Here is a 17208-nt window from a genome sequence, read left to right on the forward strand (position 1 = left end):
CTCGTGAGGACCAGACGACCTTCACCCGACCAGCTTCTCGCCGAGTTGCGACAGCTGGTATTCGGACAGCGGCAGGGTCGGCCGACCGGCACCGACCCTGATCGGGGCGCCGGAGTCCTTGTGCGCGGCCAGGTCCTTCTGACCCCAGTTCTGCACGGTCAGCCGGTAGACCGTGTGGTCGGGGAAGTAGATCGACATCGTCTGGGTCACCGACTGCAGGGACCGCGTCACCTTGTCGTAGGTCGGCCGGAGATCGTAGATCTGCAGGACCGTGCCGTCCGGCCGGACCAGCCGTTTCGGCGGCTGGCAGTTGCTCTCGGTGAACGCCGTTCTGCGCGAGTTCTTCGGCTTCGACCCAGTCACCGCACAGCGCGTACGCCGTGCGCCTGGCCCAGTCGAAGCGCGCCGAGAAGAACTCGGCGAACTCCTCGTCGAATCGTGCCACGGTTGCCTAACGCCACCCGACGTTCGCGGGTTGCATCAGCGCGTGGAGCCGAAAGCCCTGGTCGCGCGCAACGGGGGCTCCGGGGCGTCAGCCACCCTGACCACGCGCATGGGCCGCAAGGTCGCGGCGTCGATCGGCGCCAGCAGTTTCACCAGCCGACGGATCAGCAGGATCGTGAGCACGGCGACAGCCGCGCCGAGCAGGTCCGTCAGTATGGCGAGTACGACGCCGTCGGCCTGGGCCTGCACGCCGCCTCGGAACCGCCAGATGATGGTGACCGCCGTCAGCACGCCGTCGGCGATCCACAACCCCCACCACCACTTGACCAGTCTGCCGGGTTTCGGCCGGTCTTCGCGGTCGCGGCGTTCGGCGGCGTGCTCGAGCTCGGCGAACACCGATCCGGCCACCGCGAGGTTGATCCCGGGCAGCAGCATCCCCCAGAAGAACTGCCTGGTGGTGCGGCCGGAGGAGTACCCGGCGACCTCGGCGGCCGCCTGCCTGGCGACGTGCAGCCACCAGATCGTCAACGCCACGGCCAGCGCTCCGACGGCAAGAGCGAGGATCGCGCCCGTGTAGACGAAGGTGTCGGACGCGGACACGACACCGCTGCTCAGCGCGCCGTAGCGGCTGCGCAGCAGCAGCACGTACCGCCAGATCTCCGATCCGGCGGCCACCACGGCCAGGCCCGCCAGCAGCCACAGCATCGCGATCGCGTGCTTGGCGACGTACCGGACGCGGTCGACCGGCGCGGGGACCTCCGGCCGGGCACCGGGCACGGACGTCGGCCACCGCCACGCGACGCTGGGGAAACCCCAGCGCGGCGGTGTCGGGTACGCGGGTGGCCCGGCGTACGGGCGCCGCCGGTATCCGCCGCGCCCGCGCTGGTACGCACCGGGTGGCGGGGCCGCCACCCAGGTCACCCGTTGCGCGGGCGGTCTGGCCGGGTAGTGCGGGTGCATGCTCAGATGACCTGCGGCTCGGCCTGCGACTCGCTGACCATCGCCTTGCCCGCCAGCTGCCACGACTGCATGCCGCCGTCGATGTTGGTGGCGTCCCAGCCGTTGCCGTTCAGGTACGCCACCACCCGCGCCGACCGGCCGCCGGTGCGGCAGATCACGTACACGTCCTGGTCGTTGGGCAGTTCCTCGAGCCGCCCGGCCAGTTCGCTCATCGGCAGGTGCAGCGCGTCCGGAGCGTGCCCGGCGTCCCACTCGTCCTGCTCGCGCACGTCGAGCAGGGTCACGTCGGCCGGGACCTCGTTCACGGTCACAGCCGGCACGTTAGGCATGAACACAGGTCAGATGCTGCCACGACCCGCGTGGGAATGCTGTTATGCCAGGTCACCCCCTCACTGGTGGGTGGCTTTCTCCGCGCCGATGCCGGTCAGTGCGCGGACCTCCATCTCGGCGTACTTGGCCTCGTCGTGCTCCTTCGACAGGACTGTGCCGAGCCAGCCGAGCAGGAACGAGACGGGGATGGACACGATTCCGGGGTTGGGCAGCGGGAACAGGTCGAAGTCGGCGTGCGGGAACATCGCGCCGGAGTTGCCGGACACCGCGGGCGAGAACACGATCAGCAGGACGCAGACCACGAGGCCGCCGTAGATGCTCCACAACGCGCCGGAGGTGTTGAACCGCTTCCAGAACAGCGAGTACAGGATGGTGGGCAGGTTCGCCGACGCGGCGACGGCGAACGCCAAGGCGACCAGGAACGCGATGTTCTGACCGTTGGCCACGATCCCACCGGCGATGGCCACCGCGCCGATCACCAGTGCGGTGATCCTGGCGACCCTGACCTCCTGGTCCTTGTCGTCGACCGCGCCTTTCTTGATCACGTTCGCGTACACGTCGTGGGCGAACGACGCCGACGCGGTGATCGTCAGCCCGGCGACCACGGCCAGGATCGTCGCGAACGCCACGGCGGCGATGAACCCGAGCAGCACCGGCCCGCCGAGGGCGTCGGCCAGCAACGGCGCCGCCGAGTTGACCCCGCCGGGGGCCGTCCTGATCGCCTGCGGGCCGACCAGCGCGCCCGCGCCGTAGCCGAGGACCAGCGTGAACAGGTAGAAGACGCCGATCAGCCAGATCGCCCAGACCACGGAACGACGGGCTTCCTTGGCCGTGGGCACGGTGTAGAAGCGCATCAGGATGTGCGGCAGGCCCGCTGTGCCCAGCACCAGCGCCAGCGCCAGCGACACGAAGTCGAGCTGGGTCAGGCCGGTCTTGCCGTACTGCATGCCGGGGTCGAGGACGGCCGGGCCACCCTTCTGCGCGGCACCGCCGAGTAGGGCGGACAGGTTGAAACCGAACCTCGCCAGCACCCAGACGGTGATCCCGGCGGCGCCGACGATCAGCAGTGCGGCCTTGATGATCTGCACCCACGTGGTGCCCTTCATCCCGCCGACCAGGACGTACACGATCATGATCAGTCCGACGACAGCGATCACCGCGCCCTGGCCGACCGGGTTGCCGATGCCGAGCAGCAGCGCGACCAGACCACCGGCGCCCGCCATCTGCGCCAGCAGGTAGAAGAAGCTGACCGCGAGCGTGGACACCGCGGCCGCCGCGCGGACCGGCCGCTGGCGCATCCGGAACGCCAGCACGTCGCCCATCGTGTACTTGCCCGTGTTCCGCAGCAGTTCCGCGACCAGCAACAACGCCACCAGCCACGCCACGAGGAAACCGATCGAATAGAGGAAACCGTCGTAACCGTTCAACGCGATCGCGCCGGCGATCCCCAGGAAGGACGCGGCCGACAGGTAGTCTCCGGAAATCGCGATCCCGTTCTGCGGACCGGTGAACGCACGCCCGGCGGCGTAGTAGTCGGCGGCCGTCCGCGTGTTCTTGCTGGCCCGGAACACCACGACCAACGTGATCACGACGAACAGGCCGAAGATCGAAATGTTCAACGCGGGGCTCGACCCGGCGACGCCTTGGGCCAAGGTCATTCGCCCGTCTCCTCGACCGCGCCGGATTCGATCTCCGCGCGGATCTTCTCCGCCTGCGGATCGAGCTTCCGGTTGGCATACCAGACATAGATCGTGGTGATCACGAATGTGGACACGAACTGGAGGATCCCCAGCACGAGCGCGACGTTGACATTGCCGAACAGCCGCGTCGACATGAATCCGTGCGCGTAGTCGGCCAGCAGCACGTATGCCAGGTACCAGATCAGGAACAAGCCGGTCATCGGAAACACGAACCGGCGCAGTCTGCGCCGCAGTTCGGCGAAATCAGCCGAATCCTGCACTTCACGCCACGTCCCGGCGTCGGGCCCGGTTCGCTCGGATGTGCTCATTTGCCCTCCCCGAATGCCAGTTTCGTGATCAGGACACAGGTCGGACCGTAGATACAACTGTCGGTACGAGTAAGCGGCCGTTCGGGCACATTCGCTCAGCCCGTTGAGCGATGCGGTAAACGGTCACCGCACTGACGCGACCGGTTTCAACGACGGTGACGGCCGTCAGCGAGACGCGCTCTTTCCTCGGCCGTGCCGAATCGGGCCACGTCCCGGTCGCGGATGAAACCGAGCGGGTCGGGCGCGTGCATCCGCAGCAGGGTCCTGCTGGTGTCGGCGGGCAGCCGCCGGTGCGTGGCCTTGCTGACGATGTACACGACGAAGAACGCGATCGGCACCGTGATCAACGCGGGCTGCTTGACGAACGCGGGCGCCCAGTCACCGGTGTACCGGCTGACGAAGTCCAGCACGATCGCGCCGATCACCAGCCCGCCGCCGACGATCATGCCCGCACCCGCACCGGCCCAGGTCAGTTTGCGCCACCAGATCCCGAGCAGCAGCACCGGGCAGAACGTGGACGCGGCGAGCGCGAACGTGAGCCCGATGCTCAGCGAGATGTCGTTGGGAGGCAACACCAACGCCAGTCCCAGCGGCGCGAGACCCGCGATCAGCGCGGCCCACCGGAAGTCGCGGACGCGACCGCGCAGCACGTCCGTGGACAGCACCCCGGACACGCTCACCACCAGGCCCGACGAGGTCGACAGGAACGCCGCGAACGCCCCGGCGGCGGCCACCGCACCGAGGATCTCGCCGCCGATCCCGGGGATGATCTTGGCGGGCAGCGCGGTCACGGCCGCGTCGGTCTGCCCGCTGACCAGCAGCTCCGGCACGTAGATCCGCGACAGCGCGCCGAGCAGCAGCGGGAACATGTAGAACAGCGCGAGCAGGAGCATGATGTGCAGCGTCGTGCGGCGCGCGGCCTTGCCGTCGGGGTTGGTGTAGAAGCGAACCAGGACGTGCGGCAGGCCCATCGTGCCGAGGAACGTCGCGAAGATCAGCGAGTACGTGGTGAACAGGTCACCCGCGCCGCCGGACGACGGTCTCATCCAGCTGTCGTTGTCCGCGGGCGCCCCGGCGACGACGGGAACCGCGCTCCCGGCGCTGAACCGCAAGGTCGTGCCCGCGTCGACGGTGACCTCACCTACCCCCGGCTTCCAGTACACGTCACCCGACGCGGGCGCGCCGTTGACCACGCCGTCCGCCCACAGCCACACGGGTTCCTTGACCTGCAAGCGAACCGGCGTGTCCACCTGCACCGTGGTGGCGTCGGTGAACGTCGGTGACGTCGGCGCGGTCAACGAGGTCTCATGCGCCCCCGCGCCCCCGCGCCCGATGAAGATCGCGCACAGCACGAACGTGGGCAGCGCGATCGCGAAAAGCTTGAGCCAGTACTGGAAAGCCTGCACGACGGTGATCGCCCGCATGCCGCCGCCGAACACGTTGACCACCACGACGACGATCACGATGACCGGCCCGACCCATTGCGGCACAGGCATGATCCGCGAGAGCACGAGCCCGGCGGCCTGCAACTGCGGCAGCAGGTACAGCATGCCGATGAAGATCACGAAGAACGTGGCGAGCTTGCGCAGCCCGCCGGATCCCAGCCGCGCCTCGACGAAGTCCGGCAGCGTGTAGGCACCCGAGCGCCGCAAAGGAGCGGCGACGAACAGCATCAACGCGAGATACCCCGCAGTGAACCCGATCGGGTACCACAGTGCGTCGACGCCGTCCTTGAGGATCAGACCGGCGACGCCGAGGAACGACGCGGCCGACAGGTACTCACCGGAAACAGCGGCGGCATTGCGCCGGGACCGCACGGTCCGCCGCGCGACGAGGAAGTCCTGTGTCGTGCTGGCCGCCCGTGAGCTGCGGAAACCGACATAGAAAGTCATCACCGCGACCAGCGCGATGCCGGACACGGCCCACAGGTTCAGCTCAACGGCCGTGCCACCCACTGGACAAACCCTTCAGGCTACTTCTCGACCATGTCGACGAAGTCGCGTTCGTGCCGTTCAGCCAGCACGTTGTACCAGTATCCGATACCGAAGAGGACGGGGAAGGGGGCGACCCCCAGCAACAGCCACGGCAGCCGCACACCGGCCACGGTCACATCGGAGATCGAGGGGACGAAGAAGAACAACACCGGCAGGCCGCACAGCAGGACAGCGGCGAGCAACGCCAACCGCACAGCAGTCCGGAACTGGATCCGGATGAACCCGCGCACGAGCTCCTCGCCGTAGCTGGTCTGCTCCTCCAACTCGACGACAGTCCGCAGCACAGTCACCGGCGCCCGGGAGTCCGCGAGCACGACGCGCTTGCGCCTCGGCGGTGGCCCAGCGGCACCGTTGTCCTGGGAGTCCTTGGAAGACCTACCTGGTCCGCTGCCCGCCGAGTGCTTGCTCACGACTAGCCACCGAAGCCAGAACGCGGCGACCGCACGAGCTTGTCCTTCAGCTCACGCGTGTGCCGACGGCTCACCGGCAGCTCCTTCTCCTCGCTGCCGATCACGACCGTGTACCCGGACGCACCCATCCGCAACTCGGTGATCAGGTTCAACGGCACCAGGTACGACCGGTGGATCCGCACGAACCCGACCTTGCCCCAGCGCTCCTCCAACTGCGCCAACGGGATCCGGACCAGGTGCGAGCCGTCCGTGGTGTAGAGCCGTGCGTAGTCGCCCTGCGCCTCGACCCACCTGACCGACTTGCGGGCCACGAGTTTCGTGGTTCCGGCCAGTTCGACCGGGATCACCTCGTCGTCGCGTTCGTCCTGGACCGCCGCGCCGCCACCGGGCGCCGACCCCGGCGCGGGCAGGGTGTTCAGCCGCAGCTTGGCGATCACCCGGTCGACCGCCTTGTCCACTCTCGCCTGGTCGTTCAACGGCTTGAGCAGGTAGTCCACCGCGCCGAGCTCGAAGGCGTCCACCGCCTCGTCGCCGCCGACGCCGGTGACGAACACCAGGCAGGGCGGCGGGTTGAACTCGGAGAGCACGCGGCCCATCTCGATGCCGGTCAGGCCCGGCATGTTCAGGTCGCAGAAGACCGCGTCGACCGCGGGCATCCCCGCTTTGCGACGGGTGACCAGTTCCTCGTCGTTGCCGCTGAGCACCCGCAGTGCCTCGGCGGCGTCGAAGGCCGTCAGGATCTTGCGAACGTGCCGGTTTCCCTCGAGCCGTTCGGTGATCATCTCTATGCCGGCCCGCTCGTCGTCCACGCAGAGTACGACGAGCCCGGCTGCGCTCTCGTTAGTCACGGTGGGGTGCATCTTGCCTATCGCACCGCCTCGATGTCCATGTTCATCCCTACCGCCACCCTGCCGAGTGAAGTTTCCTCACCACAGGATCACAGACCGAAGCGTGACCAGGTAGCTCTGTGTTCCACCGCCTGAATCGCCGCTCCCAGAATCCCGGCCCCGAGAGTCGACACCGCCGCACCTCCGCCGACGCCGAGCTTGGCGAGCAACGGGCGTCGTGGTTCGGCGATCACGATCTCGGCGTCCGGGTAGCGCTGCGAGATCACGCCACGCAAGGTGCCGAGGTTGTCCACCAGGCCGCGTTCGACCGCTGCGGCACCCGTCCACACCTCACCGGAGAACACGTCGTCGTGGTCCTCGCTGAGCCGGTCACCGCGCCGCTCGGTGACCCACTCGACGAACTGCTTGTGCAGCTGGCCCTGCAGTCCGACCAGCCATTCGACGTCCTCCGGTTTCTCGTTCTGGAACGGGTCGAGCCGCATCTTGTTGTTGCCCGCCGTGTACACACGCCGCTCGACGCCGACCCGCTCCAGCAACCCCGTCAGGCCGAACCCGGCGCTGATCACGCCGATCGAGCCGACCAGCGACGTGCTGTGCGCGTAGATCTCGTCGGCCGCGCACGCCAGCCAGTACCCGCCGGAGGCCGCCACGTCCTCGCAGAACGCGATCACCGGCACGTTCTTGCGGGCCGCGAGCTGCCTGACCCGTTCGGCGACCAGCGCCGACTGGGTCGGCGCGCCACCGGGCGAGTTGACCTGCAACGCCACCGCGACCAGCCGTTCGTGGTCGAACGCCCTGGTCAACGCGGACTCGACCGAGTTGAGGTTGATCGACCCGCGGCCGAGTGGCGACGGGGTCGGCGTGATCACGCCATGCAGCTTGATCACGGCGACTACGGGCTTGCGATCGATCCGGTCACCCAGGCCGGGCAACCGGGACACCAGCTTCTCGGTCACGCTCATGCGCACTCTCCGTTGTGGTCGAGCTCGTCGCATGAGCGCGGCCCTGTGTTGAATGATTCGCTCGCAAGCTCGCTCATGGCCGAAACTCTACGGACTCGACGCGTGTCCGTTGGGGGACGCCGAGCCGGGAACCGGCGCGTAGTCGTCGTCCGACTCGGGTGACGAGTAGTCCGGCAGGGCCGGTCGCACGCCGGGGAACGACTTCGGCACGCGCAGGATCACCTTCATCCCGGCGCCCGGCGCGGTCTCGACCATCAGCGCGTACTCGTCGCCGAACACCGAACGCATCCGCTGGTTGATGTTGCCGATGCCCACGTGGGAGCCGGTCTTGTGGGCGTCGCGCAGGTCCGCGAAGAGGCGGTCCGCGTCCATCCCGACGCCGTCGTCCTCCACGCTGATCAGCGCCTCGGAGCCGTTGTCCTGCGCGATCACGGTGACCGTGCCGCCGCCGGGCTTGCGGGCGATGCCGTGCCGGACCGCGTTCTCCACCAGGGGCTGCAGCACCAGGAACGGCACCACGACCGACAGCACCTCCGGCGCGATCTTGAGCCGGACGGCGAGCCGGTTGCCGTAGCGGGCGCTCTCGATGGTCAGGTAGCGGTCGATGTTGCGCAGTTCCTCCGACAGCGTGGTGAAGAAGCCGGACGCCCTGAACGAGTACCTGGTGAAGTCCGCGAAGTCCTGCACCAGGTCACGGGCTTGTTCGGGGTCGGTGCGGATCAGCGAGGAGATCGTGTTCAGCGCGTTGTAGACGAAGTGCGGCGAGATCTGCGCGCGCAGCGCCCGCGCCTCGGCCTGCGCCAGCTGCTGCTTGGCCTCGTCGAGCTTGGCCAGCTCCAGCTGGATGCAGACGAACTTGGCGACCTCGTCGGCCATCCGCATCAGCCGCCCGGAGTTCATCCCGCCGACCACGATCAAGGCACCTTCGACCGTGCCCTCCACGATCAGCGGCACGATGACGGCCGTGCGCATCGGGCAGCTGCCGCGCCTGCTGCACGGCAGGCTCTCGTGCTGCACGTGCTCGCGCTGGCCGCGGGAGACGGCGCTGACGATGTGGTCGGCCAGGTCCCGGTAGTGGTGGTTGGCCTGCCCGTCCCACGACAGCAGCGAGCCGTTCGCGTCACTGAGCCCGACCGCGACGCACTTGAGCAGCTCGACCAGGTGTTTGGCGGTCTGGTCGGCGGAGGACTCGGTCAGCCCGCCGCGCAGCTCCGGCGCGGCCTTGGACAGCCGTTGGATGGCGTCCAGCTGCGCCTCGTCGACCGACGTGCTCACCCGCCGGGTCCGGCACAGGAAGACGAAGAGGCCGAGGACCGCCAGGGTCGCGATGACGCCGAGGACGATTCTCTCGGTCAGGAACGGCCACACCGCTCAATGCTCTGGTACTCGGTACACACAGGCAAGCTCTGGGTCCAGATTAGTAGACATCCGATGTCTTCGTCGGGCAGTGTGTCGATCGTGCCGACCGAGCAACGAGCTGGACGGGTCGCGCTCTTCGCGACCTGCCTGACCGACACGTTCTTCCCGGACACCGCACGCGCGGTCGTCCGGCTGCTGGAACGTCTCGGCTGTTCAGTGGAGTTCCCGCAAGGTCAGACGTGTTGCGGGCAGATGCACTTCAACACCGGCTACCGGGCGAAGGCGGCGCCACTGGCCCGCAACGTCGCCTCCGTGTTCGCGGGCTACGACGCGGTCGTGGTGCCGTCCGGCTCCTGTGCGGGCATGGTCAGGCACGTGTACCCCGATCTTTCCGTCACCCCGGGCCCGGTGTACGAGCTGTCGGAGTTCCTCGTCGACGTACTGGAAATCGAGGATGTCGGCGCATATTTCCCCCATCGGGTGACATACCACCCGACGTGCCACTCGCTGCGGATGCTCGGCGTCGGCGACAAGCCGCTGCGGCTCCTGCGCGCGGTGAAAGGCCTTGACCTGGTCGAACTGCCCGCGGCCGAGTCGTGCTGCGGGTTCGGCGGGACGTTCGCGCTGAAGAACGCGGAGGTGTCGTCGGCGATGCTCGCGGACAAGATGTCGTGCGTCCTCGACACCGGCGCGGACGTGCTCACGGCGGGCGACAACTCGTGCCTGATGCACATGGGGGGCGGATTGTCACGACTCCAGGCCGGGGTGCATCCGGTGCATCTGGCCGAGATCCTGGCGAGCACCGAGGAGGAGCCGTGGGTGACACCACTCGCAACCCGGTGACCTGGCTGGGCAGCCCGGCCTTCCCCACCGCGGCGAAGACCGCCCTCGCCGACGACCAGCTGCGCCGCAACCTCAAGCACGCCACGGGGCTGATCCGGACCAAGCGCGCGGGCGCGGTCGCCGAACTGGCGGACTGGGAGCAGCTGCGGCTGTCCGGCGAGGCGATCAAGGACGACGTCCTGGCCAACCTGGACACGTACCTGCTGCGGTTCGAGGAGTCGGTGACCGCGCGCGGCGGAACCGTGCACTGGGCCAAGGACGCCGCCGAGGCCAACGAGATCGTGCTGCGGCTGGCCCGTGAGGCGGGCGCCGACGAGGTCGTGAAGATCAAGTCCATGGCCACGATGGAGATCGGGCTGAACGATGCGCTGCAGGCGGGTGGTGTCACGCCGATCGAGACCGACCTGGCCGAGCTGATCGTGCAACTGGGCAACGACCGGCCGTCGCACATCCTCGTGCCCGCGATCCACCGCAACCGCACGGAGATCAGGGACATCTTCAAGGCGACCATGCCCGGCACCGAGGACCTGACCAACGAGCCGGTCGAGCTCGCGGCCGCCGCGCGGGCGTTCCTGCGGCGGAAGTTCCTGTCCGCCAAGGTCGCGGTGTCCGGCGCGAACTTCGGCGTCGCCGAGACCGGGTCGGTCGTGGTGGTCGAGTCCGAGGGCAACGGCCGGATGTGCCTGACGCTGCCGGAAACCCTGATCACCGTGATGGGCATCGAGAAGCTCGTGCCCACCTGGCAGGACCTCGAGGTCTTCCTGCAGCTGCTGCCCCGCTCGTCGACCGCGGAGCGGATGAACCCGTACACGTCGGTCTGGACCGGTGTGACGCCGGGCGACGGCCCGCGGAACTTCCACCTCGTGCTGCTCGACAACGGTCGCACGGACACGCTGGCGTCGACCGTGGGCAGGCAGGCGCTGCGGTGCATCCGGTGTTCGGCTTGCCTGAACGTCTGCCCGGTGTACGAACGGACCGGCGGGCAGGCGTACGGCTCGGTCTACCCCGGCCCGATCGGCGCGATCCTCGCCCCGCAACTCGGCGGCGACATGCACGACAAGCACGCCGCATCCCTGCCGTTCGCCTCCTCGCTGTGCGGGGCGTGCTTCGAGGTGTGCCCGGTGCGCATCGACATCCCGTCGGTGCTGGTGCACCTGCGGGCGAAGGCCGTCGAGGCGAAACCCCGCTACAGCCCCGAGGCGATCGGTATGGCCGCGATGTCGTGGGTGATGGCCGGGCCACGCCGGTTTCACGTGGCACAACGCCTCGCTGTGGCGGGACGGCTGTTGTCGCGCGGCGGCAAGATCCGCAAGCTGCCGTTCCCCGGTTCGAAGTGGACGAACAGCCGCGACCTGCCCGCACCCGCGAAGGAGTCGTTCAGTGCCTGGTGGAAGCGGACCCGTGGCTGACTCGCACTCGCGGGACGTGATCCTCGCCCGGATCCGGGGCGCGCTCGGCGACCGCCCGGCGCCGCGGCCGGTGCCGCGCTCCTACGAGCGGTCACGGGATTTCCCGTCCGTGCTCGATCTTTTCGCCGAACGCGTGGCCGACTACCGGGCGATCGTGCACCGGGTGACCGATCCGGTCGAGATGATCCGCTCGACACTGGCGGGCAAACGCGTCGCCGTCGCGTCGGACGCGCCGCCGGACTGGCTCGTGCCGGACGTGACCTGGCTGCGCGAACCGCTGACCAACGCCGACCTCGACACGTGTGACGGGGTACTGACCGGCTGCGCGGTGGGCATCGCCGAGACCGGGACGATCATCCTGGACGGCGGCGTGGCGCAGGGCAGGCGCGCGCTGACGCTGCTGCCCGACTACCACCTGTGTGTCGTACGCGCCGACCAGGTCGAAGGAACTGTGCCCGAGGCGTTGGCGCGGCTCGAACCGACGCGTCCGTTGACGTTCATCAGCGGACCGTCCGCGACCAGCGACATCGAGATGGACCGGGTCGAAGGCGTGCACGGCCCCCGCACCCTGGAAGTCCTGATCGTCGACGGTGGAACCGCCTGACGAGTCAGTCGGTGCTCTTGGGATGTCCTGTACTGGCGAACGTGACCCAGACGATCGTTCTGTCCGGATCAGGGCAGTACCAAATACGCCCACCTGCCGTGACTTCGTACTGCCACTGGTCCAACGCCCGACCGCCTACTTCCCGAGCCGCGAACCTACCCTTGAGCCGGTGCTGACGAGCGGGGTTCTCGGGCGCGGTTGGTCGTTCCGTGAGCACAACCCATGCTTCCCAAGTGTTCGACCGCGCGGTTTGGCAGAGGTCTTCCCAGCCCTTTGCCGCTTCCGACGTGGCGAACCGGGCCTCCCAGCCACCTGGCCGGGCAGGCGGGCTGATCCGGTCGCCGCGTTTCGCAGGCACGATCAGATCTCCGTGGGAGCAGGCACCGGACCGAGATCATCCTCGAGCGGCCCGGTGAGCCGCGTCGCCAACACCGGATCAGCGTGGATGATGGCAGTGCTCTGCCACTCCCTGACGGTCTGCGCCAAGATCGACCACTGTTCGAGCTCCGCGGAAGCTTGAAACGCCCGCACGAAGTCCGCCACGAACTGAGCGCGCTCTTCTTCGGGAAGAATGTCGACCCAGGGGAACTCGTCAACAAGCGCTTCGGCGGCCACTCCCGGTGGCACATGGCCAAGGACGGTACGCAGCGCCCTGGCTGCGGCCATCGATCCCTCCGCAGCAGACTGAACCCGATCCTCCCTGGTCAGCAAGAGGGCGACGCCATCCCTACGGCGAACCCGCACGTCTCCCTCGTCGGCGAGGGCAGCAACGCTCTTGGGGTCACGCTGGAGATCGCTCCACTGCACCTCGGTAGCCATGCCTCAATTCTGAACTTTTTCAGAAGTCCTGGCAACTCCGTTCATGGTCGACTGTGGGCTACTTGAGCAGCTTGGACATCCGGCGGTCGGCGAGCGGCTTGCCGTTGGTCTGGCAGGTGGGGCAGTACTGGAAGGACTTGTCCGCGAACGAGACCTCGCGGACCGTGTCACCGCAGACCGGGCACGGCAGGCCGGTGCGGGCGTGTACGCGCAGGCCGGATCGTTTCTCGCCCTTGAGCCGTGCCGCGGACTGGCCGACCGAACGGTCGACGGCATCCTTGAGCACGGACTGCATGGCCTCGTGCAGCCTCGCCATGGCGCCGTCGGTGAGCTTGCCCGCTGTCGCGTACGGCGAGAGTTTCGCGGTGTGCAGGATCTCGTCGGAGTAGGCGTTGCCGATGCCGGACAGCAGGCGCTGGTCGGTGATCGCGTTCTTCAGCCGCTCGGTCCGGCCGGACAGCAGCTTCGCCAGGTCTTCTGCCGACAGCGACAGCGCGTCCGGGCCGAGCGTCTGGATCTGCGGGATCTGCTGCACGTCGGTCACGATCCACACCGCCAGGCCCTTCTTGGTGCCTGCCTCGGTCAGGTCGAAGCCAGGCCCCTCGCCAGGTGGCCCGAGATGCACCCGCAACGCCAGCGGTCCCTTGCCGGGCTTGGGCGGCGCGGCGCTGAGCGTGTCCGCCCATCGCAGCCAACCCGCGCGAGCGAGGTGCACGACCAGGTGCAGTCCGTCGCAGTCCATGTCCAGGTACTTGCCGTAGCGCCCGGCGCCGGTCACCGTACGGCCGTGCAGTTCGGTCCACGGCGGTGACGCCGTCTTCAGCACTTGCAGGGAGGCGACGTCGACCCGGTGGACGGTACGGCCTACCGCGAACTCACGCAGGTGATGCGCGAGCGCCTCGACCTCAGGTAGCTCTGGCACAGGGACAGTCTCACCCGCGCACGCGGCCCTGTCACTCCACCCGATGTCATTCCACCCGATGTCATTCCACGGGGTGCAGCGGGCCGTCGAAGCTCGGCATCGTGTCCCGTTGGATGTCCCTGGCCACCTTCGCGACCTCGGAACGGACCGTGAACATGCCGCGGACCGTGCCCACCCATTTCTCGACCGGGGCCTCCGGCGTGCCGTCGCCGGTCTCGGCGACCAGCTTCCACGGGCGGCGCAGCGCCCAGCGGGCCGGGAAGAACAGGAAGATCATCAGCAGGGCCAGCACGACCCAGGCCGGGACGACCACGTCCTCCGGCATGCGCAACACCCAGACCAGGCCGAGCACGATGACCAGGAACATCATCACGACGCCGGGGCCGTGCCCACCGCTCACGTCGTGCTCGAAGTCCTCGGCTGTGGCCGGCCTGCGACCCCACTCCAGCTCACCACGCACAGTCCACATACGGCCGTCTGCTCCACGTACCAGGCGCGTCATGCTCGCCGCCTCCTCCACGACACGTCTGCGTAGGCGCCGATCCACTGTCTGCGGTTGCGCACGCGTCAACGTTACCGTGTCGCGACTAGGCCCAGCGGGTGAAAGTCCTTCGTCACTCAGCGCGTCGACTGGCTCGCGGTCTCCGGCTCGGGTGCCGGAGTCACCTGCGCGGGCCGCTGACCTGGTGCCGGAGTCACCTTGGGGGTGGGTTTCGGTGTGGTCTTCGGTGGCTTCGTCGGCTTCGAGGTCGAGGTCGTCGACGTGTCCTCGGAGATGACCGACTGCCCCGAGGTCGGCGGGCAGGTCTCCTCGTCCGGCGGGCCGATCAGCACACTGGACCCCGAGGTCTCGACGCCTTCCGTCTCGAAGTCCCGCTCCTCGGCGACCGTCGGCGGCTGGTTGCGCAGTTCCAGTTCGATCTCGCGGTGCACGACGGCACCTTGGTCCTGCTGCTGCGCGGGCTGGTCGCGCACGGCTGCGGCGCCATTGCCGTCGCCCGCGGCGGGCCCGGCGTCGTTGGCGGCGGGCGGTTGGGTTCGGCTGGTCCCCGTCGAGTGCAAGGACGACGACAGCGATCCGGTCGCGGTCTTGATCTCCGGCAGCGGCGACTCGGTGATGACGAGTTCGGCCGGGCCCTGGCCGGTGAAGTCCAGTGCGGCCACGACCGCGTCGTCGGCACCGGGCACGACCGTCATGCCGACCACCCCGACCGCGACCACCGACGACCCGGCGAGGGTCAGTTTCGCCCCGGCGGACGCGACCAGGCCCTTGAGCGTGGTCCAGAACCCGGTCTTCTGCGCCACCAGCCCGCCGAGCGCGACCGGAGCGGCCATCAGGCCCGCGTAGGACCGCAGGCCCGCGCAGACGTCACGCAGCTCGTCGTGTGTCGACTGACACGACGAACAGGCGAGCAGATGGGCACGGACCCGGCGCCGCTCGGCGCCCTTGATCGTCCCGGCGGTGTACGCGCCGAGCTTCTCCAGTACCGACCGGCACCCGGTCGACCCGTGGTGTGTGGACAGGTGCGCCTGCAGGTACGCGGCTCGCAGGCCCCTGCGGGCGCGGCGGGCGAGCGCGGCGGTCGCGTTGGGGCTCAGGCCGAAGTTGTCGGCGACCACGGCTGGCCGCTCGCCTTCGACCTCCACCTTCCACAGCACGCTGCGCCAGCGCTCGGGCAGGCTGGTGAACGCCCGCGTGATCAGGTTGCGTTCGTGTGCCTGCCCGGACGTGTCGGGGTTCTCGCCGGCGCGGTGCGAGAGGACCTCGTCGGACACCGGGACGTCCCGGCGCCGCTCGCTCCACTCCCACGCCACCCGCCGGGTGACGATCAGCAGGTACGAGCGGACGTTGTCGACCGGCCCGGCACCGCGGCGGATCGCTTGCAGCACCCGGAAGAACGCTTCCGCGGTGAGGTCCTCGGCGTCCGCGCGATCGGCCGCGAGACTCCGGGCCATCCGCCGCACGGCGTCCGCGTGCCGGGAGAACAGCTCGCCGAAAGCAGCGTCCTCACCGGACCGCAGAGCGGCCAGGAGTTCGCGGTCGTGGAACGATTCCTCGCCCGTGTCGAGAGCAGGGTTGCCCGTGGCGGTCATCCGGCTAGGTACCTCCCTCCGGATACACGCGAACGTTGAACAACATGCCACATCCGGGCGTCGCCGAGTGTGGGTAGTGTGAAGACTCTTGGTGACATCCGACCAAGGATGTGAGCCACATAACCTGATCAGATCCGCCATTCGGCCGACTGAATCGCTCATGTGTGACGCGAATGAACTACACCCGCACGGGGGAGGTCGGCCCGCTGAAATCACGTGGAGTGGATCAGGTAAGGTGTTCTCATCGCCGCAAGGCACCACGCGGATGTAGCGCAGCTGGTAGCGCATCACCTTGCCAAGGTGAGGGTCGCGGGTTCGAGTCCCGTCATCCGCTCAGCGACGCAACGGCCCGAGTCGAACAGACTCGGGCCGTTTGTCGTGTTCGGGTGCGGTCGTCCGAGCCGTCTGATAGTGGCCAGTTAGTCCACTTCGCTTGACCCGATCGGGTTAACCCGATAGAGGTAACGGCGTGCTCGACACACGAGGCGCTCCGTTACGCATGGCCGTGGGGGCGTTCCTGGGAGCTGCCGTCGCGGCCTTGTTCGCTGTCGGTGCCGTGAGTGGACGCGCGTCCGACAAACCGCCGTTGCGGCTGGAACACGTGGCCACGGACGGTACGCCGGTCTCCACGCCCGCCACCACGACCGCGCCCGCAGCCACCGAGCAAACCTCGCAGAGCTCTCAGTCGAGCTCCTCGTCCAGCTCGTCCTCGTCGTCTTCCCAGTCGTCCGAATCGAGCACGACGACCACCACGACGACTCAGAAGGTGGTCACCACCACCCCGGAAGTGACGAAGACCACTACGACGACCACCACGACGACGAGACGGCCGACCACCACGACGACAACCCGCTGCACGCACCTGCTGTGCTAGAGCACGCGGTCTAGGCAGCCTTGAACGGGTCGTGCTCGGTCATCAGCTTGTCCAGCCGGGCCTGGTCGACCCGCTTGGTCACCGAGCTGTCCTCCTGCCGGTCCCTGATGCACTTGGCCAGGGTGAACGCCGAGGTCACGGTGTACAACAGGCCTAAACTCAGGAACCCGCGCATCCAGGGATCGACCGGCAGCACGATGATCCCGACGGTGACCGCGACCAGCGCCAGGACGAAGGAAGCGACGGCCTGTGCGTAGAAAGCTGCTGTGTTCTTTGGCATACCCGTAGCGTGTCCGCACTCCGGCCGACTGTCTTGAGTACATCTACT

19 protein-coding genes and 1 tRNA gene are annotated in these 17208 nt (G+C 68.3%); 5 read left to right on the plus strand and 15 right to left on the minus strand.

Annotation, left to right across the window (positions count from 1 at the left end):
• Positions 1 to 21: 21 nt before the first annotated feature.
• From ALI144C_RS56030 to ALI144C_RS42735, 10 genes are all read right to left on the minus strand, one after another.
• On the minus strand, positions 22 to 363 hold the full coding sequence (locus tag ALI144C_RS56030) for a hypothetical protein (RefSeq protein ID WP_168211493.1): 342 nt from the start codon (positions 361 to 363) through the stop codon (positions 22 to 24).
• Between the two features lie 117 nt (positions 364 to 480).
• On the minus strand, positions 481 to 1404 hold the full coding sequence (locus ALI144C_RS42695) for a DUF4328 domain-containing protein (RefSeq protein ID WP_143231199.1): 924 nt from the start codon (positions 1402 to 1404) through the stop codon (positions 481 to 483).
• Positions 1405 to 1406: 2 nt separating this feature from the next.
• Positions 1407 to 1733, minus strand: coding sequence for a rhodanese-like domain-containing protein (locus tag ALI144C_RS42700; RefSeq protein WP_143231200.1), 327 nt, complete (start codon positions 1731 to 1733; stop codon positions 1407 to 1409).
• Between the two features lie 60 nt (positions 1734 to 1793).
• On the minus strand, positions 1794 to 3392 hold the full coding sequence (locus tag ALI144C_RS42705) for a solute symporter family protein (protein WP_076992992.1): 1599 nt from the start codon (positions 3390 to 3392) through the stop codon (positions 1794 to 1796).
• Positions 3389 to 3742, minus strand: coding sequence for a DUF485 domain-containing protein (locus ALI144C_RS42710; RefSeq protein WP_076992993.1), 354 nt, complete (start codon positions 3740 to 3742; stop codon positions 3389 to 3391). The genes ALI144C_RS42705 and ALI144C_RS42710 overlap by 4 nt, the downstream gene beginning before the upstream one ends.
• A 146-nt stretch (positions 3743 to 3888) precedes the next feature.
• Positions 3889 to 5634 carry a sodium/solute symporter gene (locus ALI144C_RS42715; RefSeq protein ID WP_076993689.1) on the minus strand — a complete coding sequence of 582 codons (1746 nt, stop codon included), beginning with the start codon at positions 5632 to 5634 and terminating at the stop codon, positions 3889 to 3891.
• 80 nt (positions 5635 to 5714) lie between these two features.
• The gene (locus ALI144C_RS42720) at positions 5715 to 6146 is read right to left on the minus strand and encodes a hypothetical protein (protein WP_076992994.1); all 432 of its coding nucleotides are present in this window, start codon (positions 6144 to 6146) and stop codon (positions 5715 to 5717) included.
• A gap of 2 nt (positions 6147 to 6148) precedes the next feature.
• Positions 6149 to 7006: a LytR/AlgR family response regulator transcription factor gene (locus ALI144C_RS42725; protein WP_076992995.1), complete on the minus strand. Its 858-nt coding sequence runs from the start codon at positions 7004 to 7006 to the stop codon at positions 6149 to 6151.
• 77 nt (positions 7007 to 7083) lie between these two features.
• Positions 7084 to 7956, minus strand: a complete 873-nt coding sequence (locus ALI144C_RS42730) for a S49 family peptidase (RefSeq protein WP_076992996.1) — start codon at positions 7954 to 7956, stop codon at positions 7084 to 7086.
• An 87-nt stretch (positions 7957 to 8043) separates the two neighbouring features.
• Complete coding sequence (locus ALI144C_RS42735) at positions 8044 to 9324, minus strand: sensor histidine kinase (protein WP_076992997.1); 1281 nt, start codon at positions 9322 to 9324, stop codon at positions 8044 to 8046.
• 63 nt (positions 9325 to 9387) lie between these two features.
• Between ALI144C_RS42735 and ALI144C_RS42740 the strand changes: the two genes are divergently transcribed.
• The 3 genes from ALI144C_RS42740 to ALI144C_RS42750 are packed head-to-tail and all read left to right on the plus strand — an operon-like array spanning position 9388 to position 12171.
• On the plus strand, positions 9388 to 10158 hold the full coding sequence (locus ALI144C_RS42740) for a (Fe-S)-binding protein (RefSeq protein WP_076992998.1): 771 nt from the start codon (positions 9388 to 9390) through the stop codon (positions 10156 to 10158).
• A complete protein-coding gene (locus ALI144C_RS42745; RefSeq protein ID WP_076992999.1) occupies positions 10131 to 11567 on the plus strand; it encodes a LutB/LldF family L-lactate oxidation iron-sulfur protein in 1437 nt (478 codons plus the stop codon). Before ALI144C_RS42740 ends, ALI144C_RS42745 begins: the two co-directional genes overlap by 28 nt.
• Positions 11560 to 12171 (plus strand): LutC/YkgG family protein, encoded by a 612-nt coding sequence (locus tag ALI144C_RS42750; protein WP_076993000.1) that lies wholly within the window; start codon positions 11560 to 11562, stop codon positions 12169 to 12171. Before ALI144C_RS42745 ends, ALI144C_RS42750 begins: the two co-directional genes overlap by 8 nt.
• A gap of 360 nt (positions 12172 to 12531) precedes the next feature.
• On the opposite strand, the gene ALI144C_RS42760 is transcribed toward ALI144C_RS42750, so the two are convergent.
• From ALI144C_RS42760 to ALI144C_RS42775, 4 genes are all read right to left on the minus strand, one after another.
• Positions 12532 to 12990, minus strand: coding sequence for a hypothetical protein (locus ALI144C_RS42760; protein ID WP_076993002.1), 459 nt, complete (start codon positions 12988 to 12990; stop codon positions 12532 to 12534).
• A 58-nt stretch (positions 12991 to 13048) separates the two neighbouring features.
• Entirely contained in the window at positions 13049 to 13912 is an 864-nt protein-coding gene (locus ALI144C_RS42765) for an Fpg/Nei family DNA glycosylase (RefSeq protein ID WP_076993003.1), read from the minus strand.
• Between the two features lie 61 nt (positions 13913 to 13973).
• Entirely contained in the window at positions 13974 to 14414 is a 441-nt protein-coding gene (locus tag ALI144C_RS42770; RefSeq protein ID WP_054287584.1) for a hypothetical protein, read from the minus strand.
• 116 nt (positions 14415 to 14530) lie between these two features.
• A complete protein-coding gene (locus tag ALI144C_RS42775; protein WP_076993004.1) occupies positions 14531 to 16006 on the minus strand; it encodes a sigma-70 family RNA polymerase sigma factor in 1476 nt (491 codons plus the stop codon).
• Positions 16007 to 16267: 261 nt separating this feature from the next.
• Here ALI144C_RS42775 and ALI144C_RS42780 point away from each other — a divergent pair.
• Both ALI144C_RS42780 and ALI144C_RS42785 read left to right on the plus strand, forming a co-directional pair.
• Positions 16268 to 16340, plus strand: a tRNA-Gly gene (locus ALI144C_RS42780).
• Between the two features lie 135 nt (positions 16341 to 16475).
• Positions 16476 to 16880, plus strand: coding sequence for a hypothetical protein (locus ALI144C_RS42785; RefSeq protein WP_143231203.1), 405 nt, complete (start codon positions 16476 to 16478; stop codon positions 16878 to 16880).
• Positions 16881 to 16890: 10 nt separating this feature from the next.
• Here ALI144C_RS42785 and ALI144C_RS42790 read toward each other — a convergent pair whose 3' ends face one another.
• Entirely contained in the window at positions 16891 to 17160 is a 270-nt protein-coding gene (locus tag ALI144C_RS42790; protein WP_076993006.1) for a YiaA/YiaB family inner membrane protein, read from the minus strand.
• Between the last annotated feature and the right edge of the window lie 48 nt (positions 17161 to 17208).

Origin of the sequence: Actinosynnema sp. ALI-1.44, assembly GCF_001984155.1 — a bacterium.
GTDB lineage: Bacteria > Actinomycetota > Actinomycetes > Mycobacteriales > Pseudonocardiaceae > Kibdelosporangium.